General features: G+C 67.5%; 18 protein-coding genes. 8 read left to right on the top strand and 10 right to left on the bottom strand.

Features of this window, described 5'->3' with window-relative positions; all coding sequences use genetic code 11:
• The gene (locus tag U4Y88_RS14145; protein WP_321784633.1) at nucleotides 1-1,443 is read right to left on the bottom strand and encodes an MFS transporter; all 1,443 of its coding nucleotides are present in this window, start codon (nucleotides 1,441-1,443) and stop codon (nucleotides 1-3) included.
• 369 nt (nucleotides 1,444-1,812) lie between these two features.
• Here U4Y88_RS14145 and U4Y88_RS14140 point away from each other — a divergent pair, with 369 nt between their 5' ends.
• From U4Y88_RS14140 to U4Y88_RS14130, 3 genes are all read left to right on the top strand, one after another.
• Entirely contained in the window at nucleotides 1,813-2,703 is an 891-nt protein-coding gene (locus U4Y88_RS14140; RefSeq protein ID WP_310630769.1) for a DUF2092 domain-containing protein, read from the top strand.
• A complete protein-coding gene (locus U4Y88_RS14135; protein WP_321784631.1) occupies nucleotides 2,703-3,344 on the top strand; it encodes a DUF6515 family protein in 642 nt (213 codons plus the stop codon). Before U4Y88_RS14140 ends, U4Y88_RS14135 begins: the two co-directional genes overlap by 1 nt.
• Nucleotides 3,345-3,656: 312 nt before the next feature.
• The gene (locus U4Y88_RS14130; RefSeq protein WP_224008047.1) at nucleotides 3,657-4,094 is read left to right on the top strand and encodes a Fur family transcriptional regulator; all 438 of its coding nucleotides are present in this window, start codon (nucleotides 3,657-3,659) and stop codon (nucleotides 4,092-4,094) included.
• Nucleotides 4,095-4,274: 180 nt separating this feature from the next.
• On the opposite strand, the gene U4Y88_RS14125 is transcribed toward U4Y88_RS14130, so the two are convergent.
• The 3 genes from U4Y88_RS14125 to U4Y88_RS14115 form a co-directional block, all read right to left on the bottom strand.
• On the bottom strand, nucleotides 4,275-4,682 hold the full coding sequence (locus tag U4Y88_RS14125) for a PRC-barrel domain-containing protein (RefSeq protein WP_224008050.1): 408 nt from the start codon (nucleotides 4,680-4,682) through the stop codon (nucleotides 4,275-4,277).
• Between the two features lie 108 nt (nucleotides 4,683-4,790).
• Nucleotides 4,791-5,279 carry a cupin domain-containing protein gene (locus U4Y88_RS14120; protein ID WP_224008184.1) on the bottom strand — a complete coding sequence of 163 codons (489 nt, stop codon included), beginning with the start codon at nucleotides 5,277-5,279 and terminating at the stop codon, nucleotides 4,791-4,793.
• Between the two features lie 104 nt (nucleotides 5,280-5,383).
• On the bottom strand, nucleotides 5,384-5,734 hold the full coding sequence (locus U4Y88_RS14115; protein WP_321784629.1) for a hypothetical protein: 351 nt from the start codon (nucleotides 5,732-5,734) through the stop codon (nucleotides 5,384-5,386).
• A gap of 211 nt (nucleotides 5,735-5,945) precedes the next feature.
• Here U4Y88_RS14115 and U4Y88_RS14110 point away from each other — a divergent pair, with 211 nt between their 5' ends.
• Nucleotides 5,946-6,113, top strand: coding sequence for a hypothetical protein (locus U4Y88_RS14110; RefSeq protein WP_321784627.1), 168 nt, complete (start codon nucleotides 5,946-5,948; stop codon nucleotides 6,111-6,113).
• 33 nt (nucleotides 6,114-6,146) lie between these two features.
• On the opposite strand, the gene U4Y88_RS14105 is transcribed toward U4Y88_RS14110, so the two are convergent.
• Nucleotides 6,147-10,631: an ATP-binding protein gene (locus tag U4Y88_RS14105; RefSeq protein ID WP_321784625.1), complete on the bottom strand. Its 4,485-nt coding sequence runs from the start codon at nucleotides 10,629-10,631 to the stop codon at nucleotides 6,147-6,149.
• Nucleotides 10,632-11,105: 474 nt separating this feature from the next.
• Between U4Y88_RS14105 and U4Y88_RS14100 the strand changes: the two genes are divergently transcribed.
• Nucleotides 11,106-11,549, top strand: a complete 444-nt coding sequence (locus tag U4Y88_RS14100) for a thioesterase family protein (protein ID WP_224008064.1) — start codon at nucleotides 11,106-11,108, stop codon at nucleotides 11,547-11,549.
• A 53-nt stretch (nucleotides 11,550-11,602) separates the two neighbouring features.
• Here the strand turns inward: U4Y88_RS14100 and U4Y88_RS14095 are convergent, their stop codons facing one another.
• From U4Y88_RS14095 to U4Y88_RS14085, 3 genes are all read right to left on the bottom strand, one after another.
• Nucleotides 11,603-11,920: a YnfA family protein gene (locus U4Y88_RS14095; protein ID WP_027814707.1), complete on the bottom strand. Its 318-nt coding sequence runs from the start codon at nucleotides 11,918-11,920 to the stop codon at nucleotides 11,603-11,605.
• Between the two features lie 165 nt (nucleotides 11,921-12,085).
• Nucleotides 12,086-12,889 (bottom strand): phosphonoacetaldehyde hydrolase, encoded by an 804-nt coding sequence (phnX, locus tag U4Y88_RS14090; protein WP_321784623.1) that lies wholly within the window; start codon nucleotides 12,887-12,889, stop codon nucleotides 12,086-12,088.
• Between the two features lie 71 nt (nucleotides 12,890-12,960).
• The gene (locus U4Y88_RS14085; protein ID WP_321784621.1) at nucleotides 12,961-14,121 is read right to left on the bottom strand and encodes a 2-aminoethylphosphonate--pyruvate transaminase; all 1,161 of its coding nucleotides are present in this window, start codon (nucleotides 14,119-14,121) and stop codon (nucleotides 12,961-12,963) included.
• Between the two features lie 169 nt (nucleotides 14,122-14,290).
• Here U4Y88_RS14085 and U4Y88_RS14080 point away from each other — a divergent pair, with 169 nt between their 5' ends.
• Entirely contained in the window at nucleotides 14,291-15,145 is an 855-nt protein-coding gene (locus U4Y88_RS14080) for a LysR substrate-binding domain-containing protein (RefSeq protein ID WP_224008074.1), read from the top strand.
• 19 nt (nucleotides 15,146-15,164) lie between these two features.
• On the opposite strand, the gene U4Y88_RS14075 is transcribed toward U4Y88_RS14080, so the two are convergent.
• On the bottom strand, nucleotides 15,165-15,386 hold the full coding sequence (locus U4Y88_RS14075) for a hypothetical protein (RefSeq protein WP_224008077.1): 222 nt from the start codon (nucleotides 15,384-15,386) through the stop codon (nucleotides 15,165-15,167).
• A 358-nt stretch (nucleotides 15,387-15,744) separates the two neighbouring features.
• Between U4Y88_RS14075 and U4Y88_RS14070 the strand changes: the two genes are divergently transcribed.
• A complete protein-coding gene (locus tag U4Y88_RS14070) occupies nucleotides 15,745-16,398 on the top strand; it encodes a phosphoribosyltransferase (protein WP_321784619.1) in 654 nt (217 codons plus the stop codon).
• Nucleotides 16,399-16,465: 67 nt separating this feature from the next.
• On the opposite strand, the gene U4Y88_RS14065 is transcribed toward U4Y88_RS14070, so the two are convergent.
• Complete coding sequence (locus tag U4Y88_RS14065) at nucleotides 16,466-16,768, bottom strand: YciI-like protein (RefSeq protein ID WP_224008083.1); 303 nt, start codon at nucleotides 16,766-16,768, stop codon at nucleotides 16,466-16,468.
• 258 nt (nucleotides 16,769-17,026) lie between these two features.
• Here U4Y88_RS14065 and U4Y88_RS14060 point away from each other — a divergent pair, with 258 nt between their 5' ends.
• Complete coding sequence (locus tag U4Y88_RS14060; RefSeq protein ID WP_310634203.1) at nucleotides 17,027-17,359, top strand: PsiF family protein; 333 nt, start codon at nucleotides 17,027-17,029, stop codon at nucleotides 17,357-17,359.
• The last annotated feature ends 160 nt before the right edge of the window (nucleotides 17,360-17,519 follow it).

Genomic DNA, 17,519 nt, shown 5'->3' with positions numbered 1-17,519 from the left:
TCAATGGGAAATATCGTCGAGCGAGCGGTTGTTGGTGCGCGGACCGAACAGGCCGATCGCCGCCATCACCGCGACCATCGCACCCGTGATCAGCGCGAACACGCCTGGTACACCGAAATGACGCAGCGCGAACGCGATCATGAAGCCCGAGAACATCGCGGACAGCCGCGACATCGAATAGACGAAGCCGACCGCCGTGGCGCGCATGCGGGTGGGAAACAGTTCGACCTGATAGGCGTGATAGCCGACCGAGAGCAGCGTGCCGCCGAGCGTGATGAGCACGCCGAGCAGCATCAGCATGACGGGCGAAGTCTGCACGGCGAACAGCGAGCCGAATACGGCGATGGCGAGTGCGGACAGCACGACGAGTGTCTTGCGCTCGATGCGGTCGGCGATCGCCATGCCGATCAGCGGGCCGAACGGATTCGACGCCGCGATCACGAACGCGTAGAGCAGGCTGTGCGTGATCGTCACGCCTTTGGAGACGAGCAGCGTCGGCACCCACGACGCGAAACCGTAAAAGCCGATCGCCTGGAACAGATTGAAGACGAGCAGCGTGATCGTGCGGCGGCGATACGGCGGCTGCCAGATCTCGGCGAAACGGGCCTTGCGTTGCGGCGCGGCGCTCGCGCTTTCCGTCAACGGCGCGGGCGCGGGCAGCAGGCGGCCGGTCTGCGCCTCGATCTTCGCTTCGAGTTTCGCGAGCACGCGCGCCGCTTCCTCGTGGCGTCCGCGCTGCGCGAGCCAGCGGGCGCTCTCGGGCACGCTGCGGCGGATCGCCCACGCGATCAGCGCGCCGGCCGCGCCGAACATCACGACCCAACGCCAGCCGTCGAAGCCGAGCGGCGCGCGCGGCACGAGCCACCACGCGAGCAGCGCGACGGCGGGCACGGCCGTGTACTGCACGAGATGCACGAAGGCGAACGCGCGCCCGCGCATGTGCTTGGGCACCAGTTCGCTCACGTAAGTGTCGATGGTGACGAGCTCGATGCCCACGCCGATCCCCGCGATCAGCCGCCACAGGTTGATCGCGGGCGCGGACGTCTGCAGCGCCATCACGCAGGTGGCCGCCGAGTACCAGAGCAGCGACGCGGTGAACATCGTGCGGCGGCCATAACGGTCGGCGAGCCCGGTGAAACAGAATGTGCCGATGAACAGCCCGGCGAACGACGCCGCCACGAATGCGCCGAGCCCCGAAAAGCCGAAGAACGACGCGGTCGTGGTCGAGTAAAGGCCGCTTTTGACGAGGCCCGGCCCGACGTAAGCCGTGAAGAACAGGTCGTAGAACTCGAACCAGCCGCCCGTTGCGATCAGCAGGACGAGTGTCCAGATCGCGCGCGCAGCGGGCAGGCGGTCGATGCGCGCGTTGATCTGCGCCGCGCTCGCGGGCGGGACGGATTCCCGGAGCGACTCGTGCGTCGCGCCGACCGGCAAACTGGACATGGCGGGCTCCTCCTGAGCTCGGGACAAGAACATGGTGCTGTCTCGCTCGTTGCGTCTCTGCCGTTCTATCTGATAGAACGACGTTCTGAAACAGATGCACCGGATGATAACCCGTGCCCGGAATGCGACCGACCAGGGCTTTTACTGAGCGAGCGCAAGCCGGAAATCGATGCGCAGGGCAAGGAGGCGCGTTTGAGGGACGCAGAAACGTGCCGCTGGTAAGCTGATTAATACGAGATGGGGGGCACGAATGAGCGTGCACGTTGCTTTGCAGACGCCCCGCGTTTCGCCGACCCGAGACGCATAGGCTGCGCGCGCAACGACATGCGTCGGCGGTCGAATCCGGCGAACTTTCAGTCAGGAGACGACGTGAACAAAAGAGTCTTCCCTGGAGTCATCCCGCGAGCGGCGCCGCTTTCGCTCGCGCTCACGATCTCGATTGCACTTGCCGGCGGCCTCTCGCTCGCCGGCTGCGCCCATCAGAACAGCGGCGGCGAACACGTGCCGGCGCAATCGAACGTCCCATCACCGCTCAACGATCTGGGCATCGGCGAAGGCGGCGGCAGCGGCGCACCCGCCATCGACGAGCAGGCCACCGACGCGCTCGACGCCATGGGCGCGTATCTGCGCACGCTGCGCACCTTCGAGGTGGACGCCGACACGGTCACCGACGTCGTGCTCGACAACGGCCAGAACGCCGCGCTGCTGCGCCATACGGTGCTCAAGGTGAAGCGGCCCGACCGCATGCGCGCCGACATCTCCGGCAACGGCAACGTGCGCGGCATGGTCTACGACGGCCATCGCTTCACGATCTTCAACGAGAAGAAGGGGTATTACGCGCGACGCGACGCGCCGCCGACGCTCGACGAACTCGTGCGCGATCTGGCCGTGAACTGGCACATCGAGACGCCGCTCGCCGATCTGTTCTACTGGGGCGCCGACAAGCCCGACGATCTCGCGATCAGCTCCGCGCAGTCGCTCGGCACCGAGAAAGTCGATACGCGCAGTTGCACGCACTATGCGTACCGGCAGCCGGGCGCGGATTGGGAACTGTGGATCGAAGCAGGGCGGCGGCCGCTGCCGTGCAAGATGATCATCACCGATACCACGCAGCCGTCGCGGCCCCGGCACGAGGTCACGTATCACTGGAAGCTGAATCCCGTTTTCGCGGCGTCGACCTTCGTGTTCCGGCCGCGTCCGGGCGCGCGGCAGATCGAGATGAAGCCCGCGGACCGCCCGCCTTATCAGGAGGCGGAATGATGAACAGGCACACTCAACGGGCCATCGCGGCGAGCCTCGCCGTGTCGATGGCGCTGACGACTCCGGCGGCTTTCGCGTTCCGCGGCATGGCGCGCACCAGCATTCATCCGATGGGCGGCGGGAATTTCGGCGGTGGCGGGCAGTTTCATGGCCGGCCGGGATTCAATGGCGGCGGCGTGCAGCACACCGGCGGACAGCCGGGGCCGCATCCGAATCCGAATCCGAATCCGGGACCGGGACCGCATCCGAATCCGAATCCCAATCCGGGGCCGAACCCGAACCCTGGGCCGCAGCCGCATCCGCCCGGTCCCAATCCTGGACCGCAGCCGCAACCGCCGGGCCCCGGCCCGGGGCCGCAGCCTGGTCCGGGACCGGGACCGCATCCGCCCGGACCGCCGCCTCCACCACCTCCGCCTCCGCCGCCGTACTGGGGTGGCGGCTGGTATGTCGATCCGGTGGCCGTCGCCGTCACGGTGGGCGTTACGGCGGCCGTGGTCGGCACGATGGTCGCGACGCTGCCGCCGTCGTGCACCGCCGTCGTGATCGGCGGCGTCACCTACGAGCAATGCGGCGCGACGTGGTATCAGCCGCAATACATCGGTACGCAGGTGCAGTACGTGGTGGTGTCGCCGCCGCGCTGAGCGCGTGCATGGTGCTTTCCCGAGGTTTCCCTGTGAACAGCCGCGCCGTTATTGGCGCGGCTGTTTCTTTTCGGCTCACCAAAGGCGCGAATTTCTTCTTTAATTGATTGATTTAACAGGGATTTTTTGGTGAACAGAAGGGTGATCGGAAAGACCCGGCGTAAAGCCCGGTAACGGCCCCCTCGTCGCAAATCGCATTGCCGCGCAGGGGCTTAAGCAAGCCTTAAGCAACCGCAATCGAGACTATGGGCCACGTATGAAAAGTGTGCCGATGCGATGAGAGCGATCTATGCCGATCTGAAACGAGCCCGTATGCGTCCGACCTCGAGTCGCGTCGCCGTGCTTCAGCTGTTCCATGAATTTCCGAACGAGCACATGACCGCCGACCAGGTTTTCCGGCGCGTGCCGCCGGAGACGGAGCAATGCAGCCTGGCGAGCGTGTATCGGGCGCTGTCGCAATTGCTCGAAGCCGGGCTGATCACGAATGCCTGGATCGGCGAGCAGCGCGTCGTCTACGAACTCAATCGCGGCACGCGGCATTCGCATCTGGTCTGCAACGACTGCGGCGAAGTCACCGACATCGACGATACCGAACTGGAATCGCAGCACGAAACGATCGCCGGCTCGCGCGGATTTCGCTACGCGAGCGCAAGCCTCGTGATCTTCGGACGCTGCGCGCAATGCGAAGCGTCGCTGGAAACGAGCGTGCGGCGCTCGGGCACGATGCACGGGCTGAGCCGCCGTCCGTAACGGGAATCAACTGGAATCGAAGGCCGCCCGGAATGCAGGATCAACGCGGGATCGGGCGGCTGGATAAGGCGGAATCAGGCGAGGGAGACGGTTGAAACACGTTCGACCGCTGCCGATTTGTGATTTTACATAACATAAATTAGCGCACTTTTTAAACACACCAAATCCGCCCCAAAAACCTCAATCCTTCGCGTAATGAAACTCCGGCATCGCCTTCAGCCCGGCCTTGTCGGTTTGCAGCACGATCTGCTTGGCGCTGATCTGCAGATCGTTGAACGGCACGGCGATCAGATGTTCGCCCATGCCGAGAAATCCGCCGACCGACAAAATCGCGAACGCGCCTTCGTTCGGCGATTCGAGCACGATGTCGTCGATCGAGCCGATCTTGCTGCCGTTGTTGTCGTAGACATTCGAGCCGACCAGTTTCGATGCGCGAAAACCCGTGCCGGACTGAACCGTCGCCATGCGCTGCACGGCGATCGCCTGCGGTGCGCCCTGGGCATGCGCGAGCGGCGCGCCGCCCAGCGCGCCCGTGAAAATGGCCGCATTGGCGATGGCGGCGGCAAGCGAGATGGCGCGTCGGTTCATGATGTCCTCTCCTGATCGCAGTTCGTGCGGCGCTCGGGGCCGCTGAATGAGGAGCCAGGCGCAACTGGCGTGCCTGTCGGCGCGTGCCGGACTTTACGGCGCCGCGCGCTACGCCGGTTTTCGCCAACGCTCGATCACCGGCCCGCGCGCGCCGTAGACCGGATCGCTGGCCGGAAACGGCAGCGCGTCCATCGCGCGCAGTTCGTCGGGCGTGAGCGCTTCGCGCCGGATATCCCATTGCTGACCGGCGGGATAACCGCCCGCGACATGAAACGCATCCGTGCGCGACACGAGGCAATGGCCGGTGCCCGCCGGCAGCAGCAGCACGTCGCCGGCCGCGAGCGGCAGCATCCGGCCGCCCGGCCCGCCGACGATCAGTTCCGCCGCGCCCGCGAAGACGCCCAGCACCTCATGCGCCGTCGAATGGAAATGGTGAAAGTCGAACACGCCGTTGCGCCATTGCACGGGCCACGCGTGGTGCGCGAAACGCGTTTCGATCTGCTCGGCGAGCTTCGGCGCATCGGCATCGAAAGCATGACGGTAGACGATCACCGGCAGGCGGCCGTTGTTCGGCACCCAGCCGTTCGGCGGCAGCATGAACGCGTCGATTTCGTGCGCGAGCGCCCTGCCTTCGCCAGGCTGCCCGGTGTGTCGATGATGCAGCGCGCGAACGCGCGCCAATCCGCGTGGCAGTTGCATGATCAGTGTTCCTTGATGTCGCCGCGGGTGGCGGACGCGCCGTCCGCGGGGTCTTTTTGCGGGTCTTTTTGCGGGTCTTTCCGCGGATGTTCTGGCGGCTTTTTCCCGTGTCCTTTCGCGGGAGCGTGCGCGCCGTGTGCGGCGTTCGTGGTGCGGGTCGCGCGCGGGCGGCTGGCCTCGACGCCCGGTTCGACGCCCTCCATCGGCGCCGGATACACGCCGTTCACGCCGCTCGCCGGCATGCCCGCGCCGTTCGTGTTGCCTTGCGCGTGCGCCTGTCCGCCGCCCAGCATGCAGGCCGCAGTGAGCACGGCGTAAGGGAGCGTGTTGCGAAGCGTATCGCGGCGGGTCATCGGATCGGCCTCCTGGTTCGGTTCCTGGCGCTGACACGTTGATGATGTCGATTCGCGATTCCGCAACTCGCGTTCCAGCGCACACTCCATCCACAGTCGATCATTTCGTTATACGAATTGAATCGAGCCCGGATCGGCAAGGCACGACGCTTGCGGCGCTTCGTGATATTTCGCGCTGCGCCCAGCGCACGACGAACACACGGAGCTGCCTATGCCCCCGGTTTTCCCTGCTCGCACCTACCACGCGCACCTGCCGACCGAAGAACCCGAAACGCCTCCGCGCAAGCCGCCGCCCGTTCCCGACAGCGAGGTGCCGCCGCCTCCGCCGCAAGGCGATCCGCCTTCCGATGCACCGCCCGAACGCGCGTTTCAGGCCTGACGCACGCAGAACTGAAACGCGTCGTCGGCGACCTTAGCGCGGCGCCCGTGCCGCGCGCTGCGCGCGTTGCACCTCGCCGCGCGCGCTCACCAGTTCGTCGCGCGAACGCGTGAGCAGCAGCAGGATTTCGTCGGGATCGGCGGGCTTCGTGATGTGCCAGTCGAAGCCTGCATCGAGCGTGCGCTTGCGGTCCTCGTCCTGACCCCAGCCGGTCAGCGCGACCACCACCGTGTCCTGCGTGTCCGGCAATCGGCGCAGCGCGCGCGCCACTTCATAGCCGCTCAGTCCGGGCATGCCGAGATCGAGCAGCACGGCCTCGGGGCGGTACGTCGGCGCAAGTTCGAGCGCCGACGCGCCGGAGTGCGCCACGCGCACTTCATGACCCGAAAGCGACAGCAGCAGCGCGAGACTTTCCGCCGCGTCCTTGTTGTCGTCGACGACGAGCACGCGCCGCGCCGCCCTCGCCGGCCGATGCGCCTCGTCCACGACCGCGCGCGAGCGCAAGGTCGGCACCACGATCGGCAGCGCGATACGGAATTCGCTGCCGCGTCCCGGCCCGTCGGAGCGCGCGTGAATGGTGCCGCCGTGCAGGCGCACGAGCCCTTTCGACAGCGCGAGGCCGATCCCGAGTCCGCCCTCGGCGCGCGGCGAACGCGCGTCGATCTGCGAGAACATCGCGAACAGCCGCTCGTCGGCGTCGGCGGGCAGACCGATGCCGTCGTCCGTGACGGTCAGCTCGATCGCCGCGCCGTTCACGCGTATCGCGAGTTCGATATGGCCGCCGGGATCGGTGTATTTGCCCGCGTTGTTGAGCAGATTCGAGATCACCTGCGCGAGCCGCAGCGCGTCGGCGTCGATCAGCACGTCGGGCATCGGCTCGTGCACCGTGAGCGTGTGCTGCTTGCGTTCGAGCAGCGGCCGCGACGCCTCGACCGCGGTCTTGATCACGACGCCGAGACTCACGACGTCGCGCCGCAAATCGAGCTTGCCGCAGGTCACGCGCGCGAGATCCAGCAGCTCGTCGAGGAGTCCCGACATATGCGTGACCTGACGGCGGATCACGTCGGTGGCCCACGCCAGTTGCTCCGGGGTCAGCGACTTCGAATCGAGGATCGCCGCGGCGCTGCGGATCGGCGCGAGCGGATTGCGCAGTTCGTGCGACAGCGTGGCGAGAAACGCGTCCTTCTGATGGTCGGCTTCCTCGAGTTGCTGGCGCACGCGCACCTGCGCCGAGATATCGCGGAAGTAGCAGACGAGGCCGAATTCGCCATCCGCGAGCGGCGTGCGGTGCACCTCCCATTCGTAGCACTCGACGCGCTCGCGGTCGCGCCGCGGCTCGCTGCGTTCGGGCGTGTGATACGGCGCGCCGGTCGCCAGCGTGTCGCGAAAGATCGCCACGATCTCGTCCGCGTAGTGCGGCTGCCAGACGCGCTGCATCACCGCGCCGAAGTCCTGCCCGGTGAGATCGGCCGTGTCGCCGAAAAACGCCTGCGCGCCCGGATTGATCTCGCGGATACGCAAATCGCGATCGACGAGATAGACGCCGAGCGGCGCTTCGTTCATCAGCGTTTCGAATTGCGCGGTGCGCACGCGGATCGCTTCCTGATCGGCCTTGCGTCCGCTGATGTCGGACAGCAGCACGGCGGCGCCCTGCGCGGCCGGATAGATGCGCACTTCGTACCAGCGGCCGCGCCGCGCGCACCAGGTTTCGAACAATTGCATCGCGCGCGCCTCGTGCGCGGCGCGCAGCGCGGCGTCGAAGCCGTTCGTGGCCGCCTCGGGACAGACATCGACGATGCGCTGCCCGAGCGCCTGCGGCGCGCTCACGCCGGCCATCTCCAGAAAATGCGGATTGGCGAGCGTGATGCGCGCGCCTTCGTCGAGCATGAAGAACTGGTCCTGAATGCTGGAGAGCGCGAGTTCGAGCAACTGCTGGTTGGCGTGGCGGATCTGCGTGCGTTCGAGCAGCGCGCCCACGCGCGCGGCCAGTTCGCGCGCCGAGAACGGCTTGACGAGATAGTCGTCGGCGCCCGCATCGAGTCCTTCGATGCGCGCTTCCTCGCCCGCGCGCGCCGAGAGCAGGATCACCGGGACTTCGCTGAGCGCCGGGTCGCGCCGCACTTCTGCGAGCAAGCCGAAGCCGTCGAGGCGGGGCATCATCACGTCGGCGAGAATCAGGTCGGGCCGCGCGCGGCGCGCGCGATCGAGCGCTTCGACGCCGTCGGCGGCAAGTTCGACCTGCCACGCGCTCGAGAGCAAGGCGCCGACATAGGCGCGCATGTCGGCGTTATCGTCGACGAGCAGGATGCGCGAGCCGAACGTGAGCGCGAAACGCCGGTCGCGCAGGCCCGCCGACCAGGCGGGTGCGGGGCTGTCGAGGCGCTGGCCCTCGCCTGCTTCGGCGTTGGCGCCGCCACGCGCGCCGAACGTGCCGCTGACACCATAAGCGCCATCAGCGGCATTCGCGCCATTGGCGCCCTCGCCGTTCGCCTCGCTCTCGCCCGGCGGCGCCGTGCCGAGCCAGCCCGCCGCTTCGGCGGCGAACGCGGCGGCCAGTTGCGCGTCGCCATTGCGCAGCATGTCGATCGCGCGCGGCGTGTCCGTCTGAAGCGCGCCCGGCGCACTCTCGCGCACGCGCTCGGCGGGCAGATGCACGCGGCCGAACGGCACGCGCACGGTGAAGCGCGAGCCGCGCCCCGGCTCGCTCCACGCCTCGATCGTGCCGCCGTGCAGCTTGACGAGCTCCTGGACCAGCGCGAGGCCGATGCCGGAGCCTTCCTGCGTGCGCCCCTGCGTGCCTTCCACGCGATGAAAGCGCTCGAACAGACGCGGCATTTCGTGCGCCGCAATGCCCGTGCCGCTGTCCTCGACCGTGAGCGCCGCGCAGTCGCCGTCGCGCGCGAGACGGATGCCGACCTGCCCCGCGAGCGTGAATTTGAACGCATTCGACAGCAGATTGAGGACGATCTTTTCCCACATCTGCCGGTCGACGTAGACCGGCTCATCGAGCTGGCATTGCACGCGATACGCGAGTCCGCCACGCTCGATGGCCGAACGGAACGTGCTCGCCACGTGCTGCGTGTAGCGCGCAAGATCGGTGGCCTCGTAACCGACGTCGCTGCGGCCCGCCTCGATGCGCGCGAAGTCGAGCAGCGAGTTCACGAGCCGCAGCAGCCGGTGGCCGTTGCGGCGCGCGAGGCGCAGCAAGGCGAGTCGCGCGGGATCGCGGTCCGCGGCCACGAGATCGTCGATCGGCGCGAGCATCAGCATCAGCGGCGTGCGCAATTCGTGGCTCACGTTCGAGAAGAACGTGGTTTTGGCGCGGTCCAGCGCGGCCAGTTGTTCGAGGCGTTCGCGTTCGGTTTCCACCGCGCGCGCGCCTTCGACGATGCTGGCCGCCTGCGACGCGACGAGGCCGATGAAGGCGCGGTAATCGTCGTCGAACAGCAGACGCGGACTCGCGCCCGTCACCAGAAAACCGAGCGTCGCGCTGTGCTCGCCCGGCGCTCCGTCCGCACCTTGCACGCCCGGCGCGCGGCGCATGAGCGGCACGATGGCCGCGCGGCTCACGGGTTCGGACCACGCCGATTCGGCGGGCAGCACGTCGTCGAGCCACGCGGTGTCGACGACCGCGCCTTCGTGCGGCGCGCGCGACGCCTCGGCGAGCGCCGCCGCGAGACTGCCGGGCGCCGCGCCATCGAAGCTCAGCGCGGCCGACAGCGGCGTCGGTCCCGCGTGATTGCTGGCCGCGAGGCGCGCCCCCTGGCCGTCCGCGTCGAGCAGATAAAGCGCGATGAAAGGCAGATCGCGGCGATTGCCGTCGAGCGCGACGAGGATCTCGCCGCAGGCCTCGGCGACCGACTGCGCGTTGCGCGCCGTGCCCGAAAGCTGCGCCACGGTGGCGAGCCGCCGTTCGGACAGCACGCGCCGCGTCTCCTCCGTGACCACGCAGAGCATGCCTTGCACGCCGCCACTATCGTCGTGCACGGGGCCGTACGAAAACGTGTGATACGTCTCTTCCTTGAAGCCGTTGCGTTCGAGAAACAACAGCAGGCTTTCGTCCCACGTGGCTTCGCCGGTCGCGAGCACGTGCTCGATGCGCGAGCCCGCCTCGGTCCAGACTTCGGCCCAGACTTCGCGCGCAGGCATGCCGATGAACTGCTGCTTCGCGCCGAGCGTCGGGCGGTAGGCGTCGTTGCAGAGAAACGTGAGTTCGGGGCCCCAGGCGAGCCACATCGCGTAACGCGAGGCCAGCATCAGACGCACGACGCTCTGGAGACTGTGCGGCCAGGCCGCCGTGGCGCCGAGCGGCGTCGCCGACCAGTCGTAGGCATGCACGAGTTCGGCCATCGTCGCCCACGCGCCCGCGGCGGCCGGCGCCTGAGCGACGACAGCCTGGGGAATTTCTTCCGCGCTTGCCGGTAGGTTCTGCCGGAGCGCCGGGCGCACGACCTCCTTCACGACCGTGCTGACGGCCGGAGTCTGGGCGTGTCGATCGTCGTTCCGTTCAGATGTCATGGACACTCCCGCGTTGGCGTAGGGTCGGCAGGCGGCTTGGTGCGCGCGCGAATCGGCGTTTTCGCGCACTGGCGTTCTGGCGAGCGGGCGCAAGGAACGGGCCGCGTTGCGCAGGGAGCGCTTCGCGAGCACTGGATGATGGAGCCAATCACGAGCAATTTGCGCGCCCGGTGCGGATTGGCGCGGGCGCGAGCCGCGAGTGGCTGTTGCGCGTGTGGTTTGCGAGCGTGCGCCGCGCGCCGGACGGCTGTCAACGGCGGCTCGATACGATGGCGGCGGGCCGTTTCGCGCGCCCCGCCACACCGATTGATCGGACGAATGCAGACCGCCTGGCGGCCCGCGCCCGCGTGCCCGCATAGGCTCGCGCGCGCCGAACCGCTACAATCGCGGCTTGCGCGCGGGCGCCGTGGATGAGACACGCGGCATGGACAACCCGCCGCGACGCCTTTCTTATTCGATTATCCGCATTGCGCCATGGCCCGCATCGAGCTCCACTTCCCCGAAGACCAATACTTCTATTCGACGCATCTGACCGTTCGCGTCACCGACATCAACTCGGCGAACCACCTCGCCAACGACTCGATGATCTCGATGATTTCGGAGGCGCGCGCGCGCTTCCTGTTCGACGCCGGCATCGAGGACATGAAGGACGCGCACACGAGCATCATCGTCACCGACCTCGCGACGACCTATCGCGCCGAAGCCTACGCGCGCGATCAGCTCTGCTTCGAAGTCGGCATCATGGATTTCAACAAGTACGGCGGCGACATCATCTTCCGCATCACGCGCCCCACGGACGGCGCACTGATCGCGATGGCCAAATCGGGCTTCGTGTTCTTCGACTACGAGGCGAAGAAAGTCGTGCCGATGCCGGGCGCGTTCCGCGCGAAATTCCCCAGCGTCAACTCGCTCGTTTAAGCGCGAGTTCGGGCGCGAGTTCGGGCGCGGGTTCGAGCGCCCGCGCGGCGCGCTCAGCGCGGCTGGAACGCGATCAGCGCCATGCCCGCTAGCGTGAAGGCGATGCCGGCCCAGTCCCACGGGCTCGGCCGGATCGCCTCGACGCCCCAGAGCCACAGAATCGCCACGCAGACATAGACGCCGCCGTAGGCCGCGTAAGTGCGCCCCGCCGCGCTCGGATGCAGCGTGAGCAGCCACGCGAACAACGCGAGCGACGCGGCGGCCGGCACGAGCCACCAGGCGCTCGCGCCTTCGCGCAGCCAGCGATACGGCAGATAGCAGCCGACGATTTCGGCGAGCGCGGTAACGACGAAAAGCAGGAACGTCTTCATGACGGGCGTGGATGGCGCAAGGGCGCACATGGTAGCGCAGGCGGCGCTTCTTCGCCCTCCTCGCTCTCCTCGCCCTCTCTGCCCTCTTCGTAGCCGGAAATGCAAACGCCCCGTTCGCGCCTCAAGCCAGAGGCACGAACGGGGCGTGTTCAACCGATCAAACGCTCAAGGCCGCTCGCCGCGCGCGAGCCGCGTCTCGATCTCCGTGACCACGGGCAGCAGGTCGGCGACGCTGTCGATCACGTAATGCGCGCCCGCCGCGCGCAGACGCTCGATCGCCGCCGCACGGCGCAGCGCGAACTCGTCGGGCGCGAGTGCGTGCACTTCGTCTTCGCTCAGGCCGAACGCGTTGCCGCTCACCGCCACGCCCACAGCCCACGTGCCGCCGTTGAGGCCTTCCTCGATGCCCACTTCGGTGTCGTCGACCTTGATCGCCTCGCGCGCGCGCCACACGCCCAGTTGCGGCAGCGTGCGATAGATCATGTACGGCGACGGACGGCCCTCGGGCGTGTCGCCGGTGCAGACGATGCTGTCCGCTTCGAAGCCCTGCCTCGCCGCGCCCGGCACGATCTGGTCGATGATCTCGCGCGTGTAGCCCGTGGTGGAACCGATGCGCACGCCGTCGGCGCGCAACTGCTTCGTCACGGCGGCCACGCCGGGAATCACATCGCTGTATTGCGCGGCCACGGCCACGTTACGCGGCACGAAAACATCGTAGACGGCGTCGATGTCGACGTCGCCCGGCACGTGGCCGTATCGATCCTTCCATGCTTGCGCGACGCGCGGCAGCGCCATCAGCGCCGCGATGTGCGGACGCTTGGCCATACCCATCGGGCCGCGCGCCTCGTCGATCGAAATCGGCACGCCGAATTCCTCGAAGGTCTCGACGAACGCGCCCATCGGCGCGCGCGAGCCGTAGTCGACCACCGTGCCGGCCCAGTCGAAAATCACTGCCTTGACGTGTTGCATAGTCGTGAGTCCTGAAGTTGCGCAGATCGCTGCGCAGCAAGAAATAGTGCTTGAAACAAGGCCTGATCCGCTCAGGCCGCGAGCGCCTCGCGGGCATCGAGCGAGGCATGCGCCGGTGCGCCATCGGGCACGCCGAGCGTGCGCAGCGCGTTGCCGCACGCTTCGACCACACGGCGCATCACGCTTTCATCCAGCGCGCCGATGCAGCCGATGCGAAAACTCTCCACATTCGTCAGCTTGCCCGGATAGATGATGAAACCCTGCGCCTTCATCAGTTCGTAGAAGCGCTCGAAACTGAACGACGCGTGCGCCGGCGAAAAGAACGTGACGATGATCGGCGAGCGCCACGCTTCGGTCAGCAGCGGCTCGAAACCGAGCGCGCGCATGCCGTCGACCATGACGTCGCGATTACGCGTGTAGCGCGCGAGCCGCCCCGGCTGACCGCCTTCGGCTTCGAACAGGCGCAGCGCTTCGAGAAACGCCGCCACCGCGTGCGTGGGCGGCGTAAAGCGCCATTGCCCCGTGCGGTTCATCACGTCCCACTGATCGTGCAGATCGAGCGCGAGCGAATGGCTGTTGCCCTTCGCGGCTTGCAGCGCGCTTTTCTTCGCGATCACGAAACCAAAACCCGGCACGCCCTCGATGCATTTATTCGCCGACGACACGAACGCCTCGCACGGCAGCGTGCGCACGTCGAGCGGCACCGCGCCGAACGCGCTCATCGAATCGATCAGCAGACGGCGGCCGTGGCGCGCGGTGACTTCGGCGATTTCCTCGATCGGATTGAGGATGCCCGAGCTGGTCTCGCAATGGACGACCACGACGTGCGTGATGTCGTCGTGCGCGGCGAGCAGACGATCGACGTCGGCGGCGCGCGGCGGCAGGTAATCGCCCGTGTCGTGCACCGTGTGGCTGCGGCCCAGATAGCGCAGCGTGGTGGCGATGCGCTTGCCGTAGGCGCCGTTGGCGAGCACGAGCGCGTGGCCGTTGCGCGGCACGAAGCTGCCCAGCATCGCTTCCACGCAGTAGCTGCCGCTGCCCTGCAAGGGCACGCAGTCGTAGTCGCCGTTTGTGTCGCCGGCGACGGCCAGCAGCGCGGCGCGCAGACGCGCCGTCATCGCGCGGAAATCGGCGTCCCACGAGCCCCAGTCGCGCAGCATCGCGGCTTTGGTCGAGGCGGCCGTGGTCAGCGGGCCGGGGGTCAGCAGGTACGGATCGGCGTGGGTATTCAAGGGGCGCTCCCGTCAATCTTCAGCTTGGATGCCGCTACGGTACGCGAATGAAACCCATCGGTAAAATCGATATAATCGATGACGCTATCAGTTGGACTTATGGATTATCGATGACCGTTTTAAGGCGGTTCGATGAATTTTCGATGATGCGCGCGAAGGAGAAATCGCCATGCAGTACGCGCAGTTGCGGGCCTTTCACGCGGTCGCCGAGCACGGCGGTTTTTCGCGCGCCGCGCAGGCGCTCTCGCTCACGCAGCCGGCGGTGTCCGACCACGTGAAGCGGCTGGAGCAGGATTTCGGCGTGAAGCTGTTCGAGCGCGCGCCGCGCGGCGTCGAGCTGACCGATCTCGGGCGGCGGCTCTATGCGGTGACGCGGCAGATGGTCGGCGGCGAGCGCGCCGCGCGGCGGCTGCTCGAATCGGCGGGCGCGCTCGAATCGGGCGAACTGGCGCTGGTCGCCGACGCGCCCGATCTCGCGATCAAGCTCGTCGGCGCGTTCCGGCGCCGTTATCCGGGCGTGGTCGTGAAGCTCGCCATCGCGAACGCCACGGAATGCATGCGGCGTGTCATGGCGAGCGAGGTGGACGCGGCCATCACGGCGGCGCATCAGGTGCATAGCCGGTTGGAGACGCGCGTGCTGCGCGAGGAGCCGCTGGTGGCGGTCGTGCCCGCAGATAGCGCGGCGGCGAAAAAGCGCCGCATGAGCTACGAAGAATTGATTCGCGAACCGATGATCTTTCGCGAGGCGCATTCGGTCACGCAGCAGCTGCTCGAAGCGGAACTCGTGCGCAAGGGCCTGCAGGTGCATCCCGTGCTTTACGTGGATGGCCGCGAGGCGCTGCAGACCGCCATCGCGCAGGGCTTGGGCGCGGGCGTGATCGCGGGCGCGGAGTTCGGCGAGTCGCGGCGCATCCGCGCGATCGCGCTGGTCGATTGCCAGGTGCGCATGGTCGAGTCGCTGACGCGGCTCGCGGACTCGTCGTCGAATCTGCTCGATGCGCTGTTCGACACGCCGCTCGACTGAGCGCCCTGCAAGCGCCCCGCTACGACACCACGATATCGGCGCCGACTTCGTGCAGCAGATCGCGCAAGGTTTCCGCCTGTTCCATGCGCGCGCCGTGCCGGAGATGGATGCGCAGCGCGCGGCCCGCGATGCCGTCGATCGGGCGCACGAGCCGTAGCTCCAGTGCGAGACCGAGACCGTCGGGCGCATCGGCCTCGACGGGTTCGACGACGCGCGGCGAGAAACAGGCAGATTCGGACATGGCGTGGACCTCGTCGGTGAAAGGCACGGCTCATCGTAACCATGCGATCGCGTCGCGCCAAACGAGAAATCTGCGTATGCAAATGAGCGCGCGGCGGGAGACGTTTGCTGCGCACGCGCTTTGCGCAACGGGCGATGCGCGCGGCGATGTCGATTGAATGTCGTTTGAACAAGCGTCATTCGCAACGGCGCGCGGCGCGTGCCGCGATGCGTGCGTCGGGTCCGCATCCAGTCCGCATCGCGCGGAGAAAACGGACACCGCGAACGACGCGCAGGACCAACAAGTGGCACACTGGGCGGATCGTTCCGCCTGGATTTTGGACGGGATCGGCCGCCGCGCCGATCGACAGGAACAGCTTATGGAACGCCCTTTCACCGATCGCCGCGAGGCGGGCCGCCTGCTCGCCGCGCAACTCACGCCCTACGCCGGGCGCGCCGACGTCATCGCGCTGGCGCTGCCGCGCGGCGGCGTGCCGGTTGCATTCGAAGTCGCGCAGGCGCTGGGCGTGCCGCTCGACGTGCTGCCGGTGAGCAAGCTCGGCATGCCGTGGCAGCCCGAGCTGGCGATGGGCGCGCTCTCGTCGAACGGCGCGCAATACGTCGACGACGCGCTGATCCGCGAAGCCGGCGTGAGCGCGGCGCAATTGCAGAGCGCGCTAGCGCTCGCGCGCATCGAACTCGGACGCCGCGAGGCGCGTTATCGCGGCGAGCGCGCGGCGATCCCGGTCGCGGGGCGCGTCGCGCTGCTGATCGACGACGGCATGGCCACGGGCGCGTCGATCAAGGCCGCGGCGCGCGCGCTTGCGACGCTCGGTCCGGCGCGCATCGTCGCCGCGTTGCCGGTGGCCCCGGCGGGCGCGCGCGCCCGGCTCGCGGGCGCCGTCGACGATCTGGTCTGCGTGCGCACGCCGCTGTCGTTCATGAGCGTTGGCCAGTTCTATCTGGATTTCGATCAGGTCGACGACGAGACCGTGCGCGACCTGCTCGAACGAGCGGCAAAGCCGGCCTCGTGACGCCGCACTCATGCGCTAACGCACTAACGCACTAAAACAGCGCGCCACAGTTGTCCCTGCCGCGATCTCAGTCCGGGCGCACCGGCTTCGACGCCTGCTCGCCCACCACGGTCTGCCACGGCCGCACGCGCCACGACTTCACCAGCCCCGCGCGCACATAGGGATCGGCTTGCGCGAACGCCTCGGCGGCGGCCGGGCTATCGCCCTGGAACAGCAGCAGCGCCGTGTCCGTCGGCTCGGCCACCGCGCCCGCGAGCAACAGCTCGCCGCGCTCGGCAGCAGCCCACGCGAGGCGCAGATGTTCGTCGCGATATTCGCCGCGCCGGTCGAGGTAATCGTCCACGAGTTCGTATTTCAGGAGGTAGTGCATCGTCGCTCTCCGCTGGGGCCGACCGTCGAATCGCCGGCCGGCTCGATGATGAATCGATCGGTGGACCGATCGTCAAGAATGGTTAGGCGAATGCGCAGGCCACCCGCCTGCGGTGCATTGTGCCGCACGCGCGTCAACCGAAGGCAACATCAGTTCGTTTTCAGGTTGGCTTTGCCATAATGGTCGCGGCGATGGGCAATGACAATTCGGCCTGCTCGCACCACGAACGACAACGTCCAAATCCCATGGGAGTGAACGATGAAGATCCAATCCGTCATTGCTGCAATCGTGCTGGGCGGCGTGTTCGCCGCGCCGGCTTTCGCACAAACCGCTGCGCCCGCGGCATCCGCGGCGCCCGCTGCGCCGAACAGCCAGCAGACGAAAATGAAGACCTGCAACACGCAGGCCGGCGACAAGAAAGGCGACGACCGCAAGGCCTTCATGAAGGACTGTCTCTCGACGGGCGGCGCCACGCCGCCGGCGAAGATGACGCAGCAGGAGCGCATGAAGATGTGCAACACGCAAGCCGGCGACAAGAAAGGCGACGATCGCAAGGCCTTCATGAAGCAGTGCCTCTCCACCAAGGGTTGAGCGCGCATCCGATCGCACAGGGGTCCTGAACGACTCGCTGTGCTTCGCGCCATTCGCGCGAATTGTGCGACCTGCGCGCCTCCCTCTGTTCCCGCGACGCGCCGTAGCTTATGCTGCGGCGCGTCGTTTTTCATGGTGCACCGCACACGCGCCATGCTGC

Source organism: Paraburkholderia sp. J94 (genome assembly GCF_905220285.1).
GTDB lineage: Bacteria > Pseudomonadota > Gammaproteobacteria > Burkholderiales > Burkholderiaceae > Paraburkholderia > Paraburkholderia tropica_A.
Note: the sequence above shows the minus strand (reverse complement) of the source record. Positions and strands in the feature narration are given on the sequence as shown.

Excerpts from the sequence above, each read along its gene's own strand:
- U4Y88_RS14060 (WP_310634203.1), top strand. The coding sequence starts at position 17,027 with ATGAAGATCCAATCCGTCATTGCTGCAATCGTGCTGGGCGGCGTGTTC.
- U4Y88_RS14080 (WP_224008074.1), top strand. The coding sequence starts at position 14,291 with ATGCAGTACGCGCAGTTGCGGGCCTTTCACGCGGTCGCCGAGCACGGC.
- U4Y88_RS14135 (WP_321784631.1), top strand. The coding sequence starts at position 2,703 with ATGAACAGGCACACTCAACGGGCCATCGCGGCGAGCCTCGCCGTGTCG.
- U4Y88_RS14115 (WP_321784629.1), bottom strand. The coding sequence starts at position 5,734 with ATGACCCGCCGCGATACGCTTCGCAACACGCTCCCTTACGCCGTGCTC.
- U4Y88_RS14065 (WP_224008083.1), bottom strand. The coding sequence starts at position 16,768 with ATGCACTACCTCCTGAAATACGAACTCGTGGACGATTACCTCGACCGG.
- U4Y88_RS14120 (WP_224008184.1), bottom strand. The coding sequence starts at position 5,279 with ATGCTGCCGCCGAACGGCTGGGTGCCGAACAACGGCCGCCTGCCGGTG.
- U4Y88_RS14075 (WP_224008077.1), bottom strand. The coding sequence starts at position 15,386 with ATGTCCGAATCTGCCTGTTTCTCGCCGCGCGTCGTCGAACCCGTCGAG.
- U4Y88_RS14125 (WP_224008050.1), bottom strand. The coding sequence starts at position 4,682 with ATGAACCGACGCGCCATCTCGCTTGCCGCCGCCATCGCCAATGCGGCC.
- phnX (WP_321784623.1), bottom strand. The coding sequence starts at position 12,889 with ATGCAACACGTCAAGGCAGTGATTTTCGACTGGGCCGGCACGGTGGTC.
- U4Y88_RS14100 (WP_224008064.1), top strand. The coding sequence starts at position 11,106 with ATGGCCCGCATCGAGCTCCACTTCCCCGAAGACCAATACTTCTATTCG.
- U4Y88_RS14130 (WP_224008047.1), top strand. The coding sequence starts at position 3,657 with ATGCGTCCGACCTCGAGTCGCGTCGCCGTGCTTCAGCTGTTCCATGAA.
- U4Y88_RS14110 (WP_321784627.1), top strand. The coding sequence starts at position 5,946 with ATGCCCCCGGTTTTCCCTGCTCGCACCTACCACGCGCACCTGCCGACC.
- U4Y88_RS14095 (WP_027814707.1), bottom strand. The coding sequence starts at position 11,920 with ATGAAGACGTTCCTGCTTTTCGTCGTTACCGCGCTCGCCGAAATCGTC.
- U4Y88_RS14070 (WP_321784619.1), top strand. The coding sequence starts at position 15,745 with ATGGAACGCCCTTTCACCGATCGCCGCGAGGCGGGCCGCCTGCTCGCC.
- U4Y88_RS14105 (WP_321784625.1), bottom strand. The coding sequence starts at position 10,631 with ATGACATCTGAACGGAACGACGATCGACACGCCCAGACTCCGGCCGTC.
- U4Y88_RS14145 (WP_321784633.1), bottom strand. The coding sequence starts at position 1,443 with ATGTCCAGTTTGCCGGTCGGCGCGACGCACGAGTCGCTCCGGGAATCC.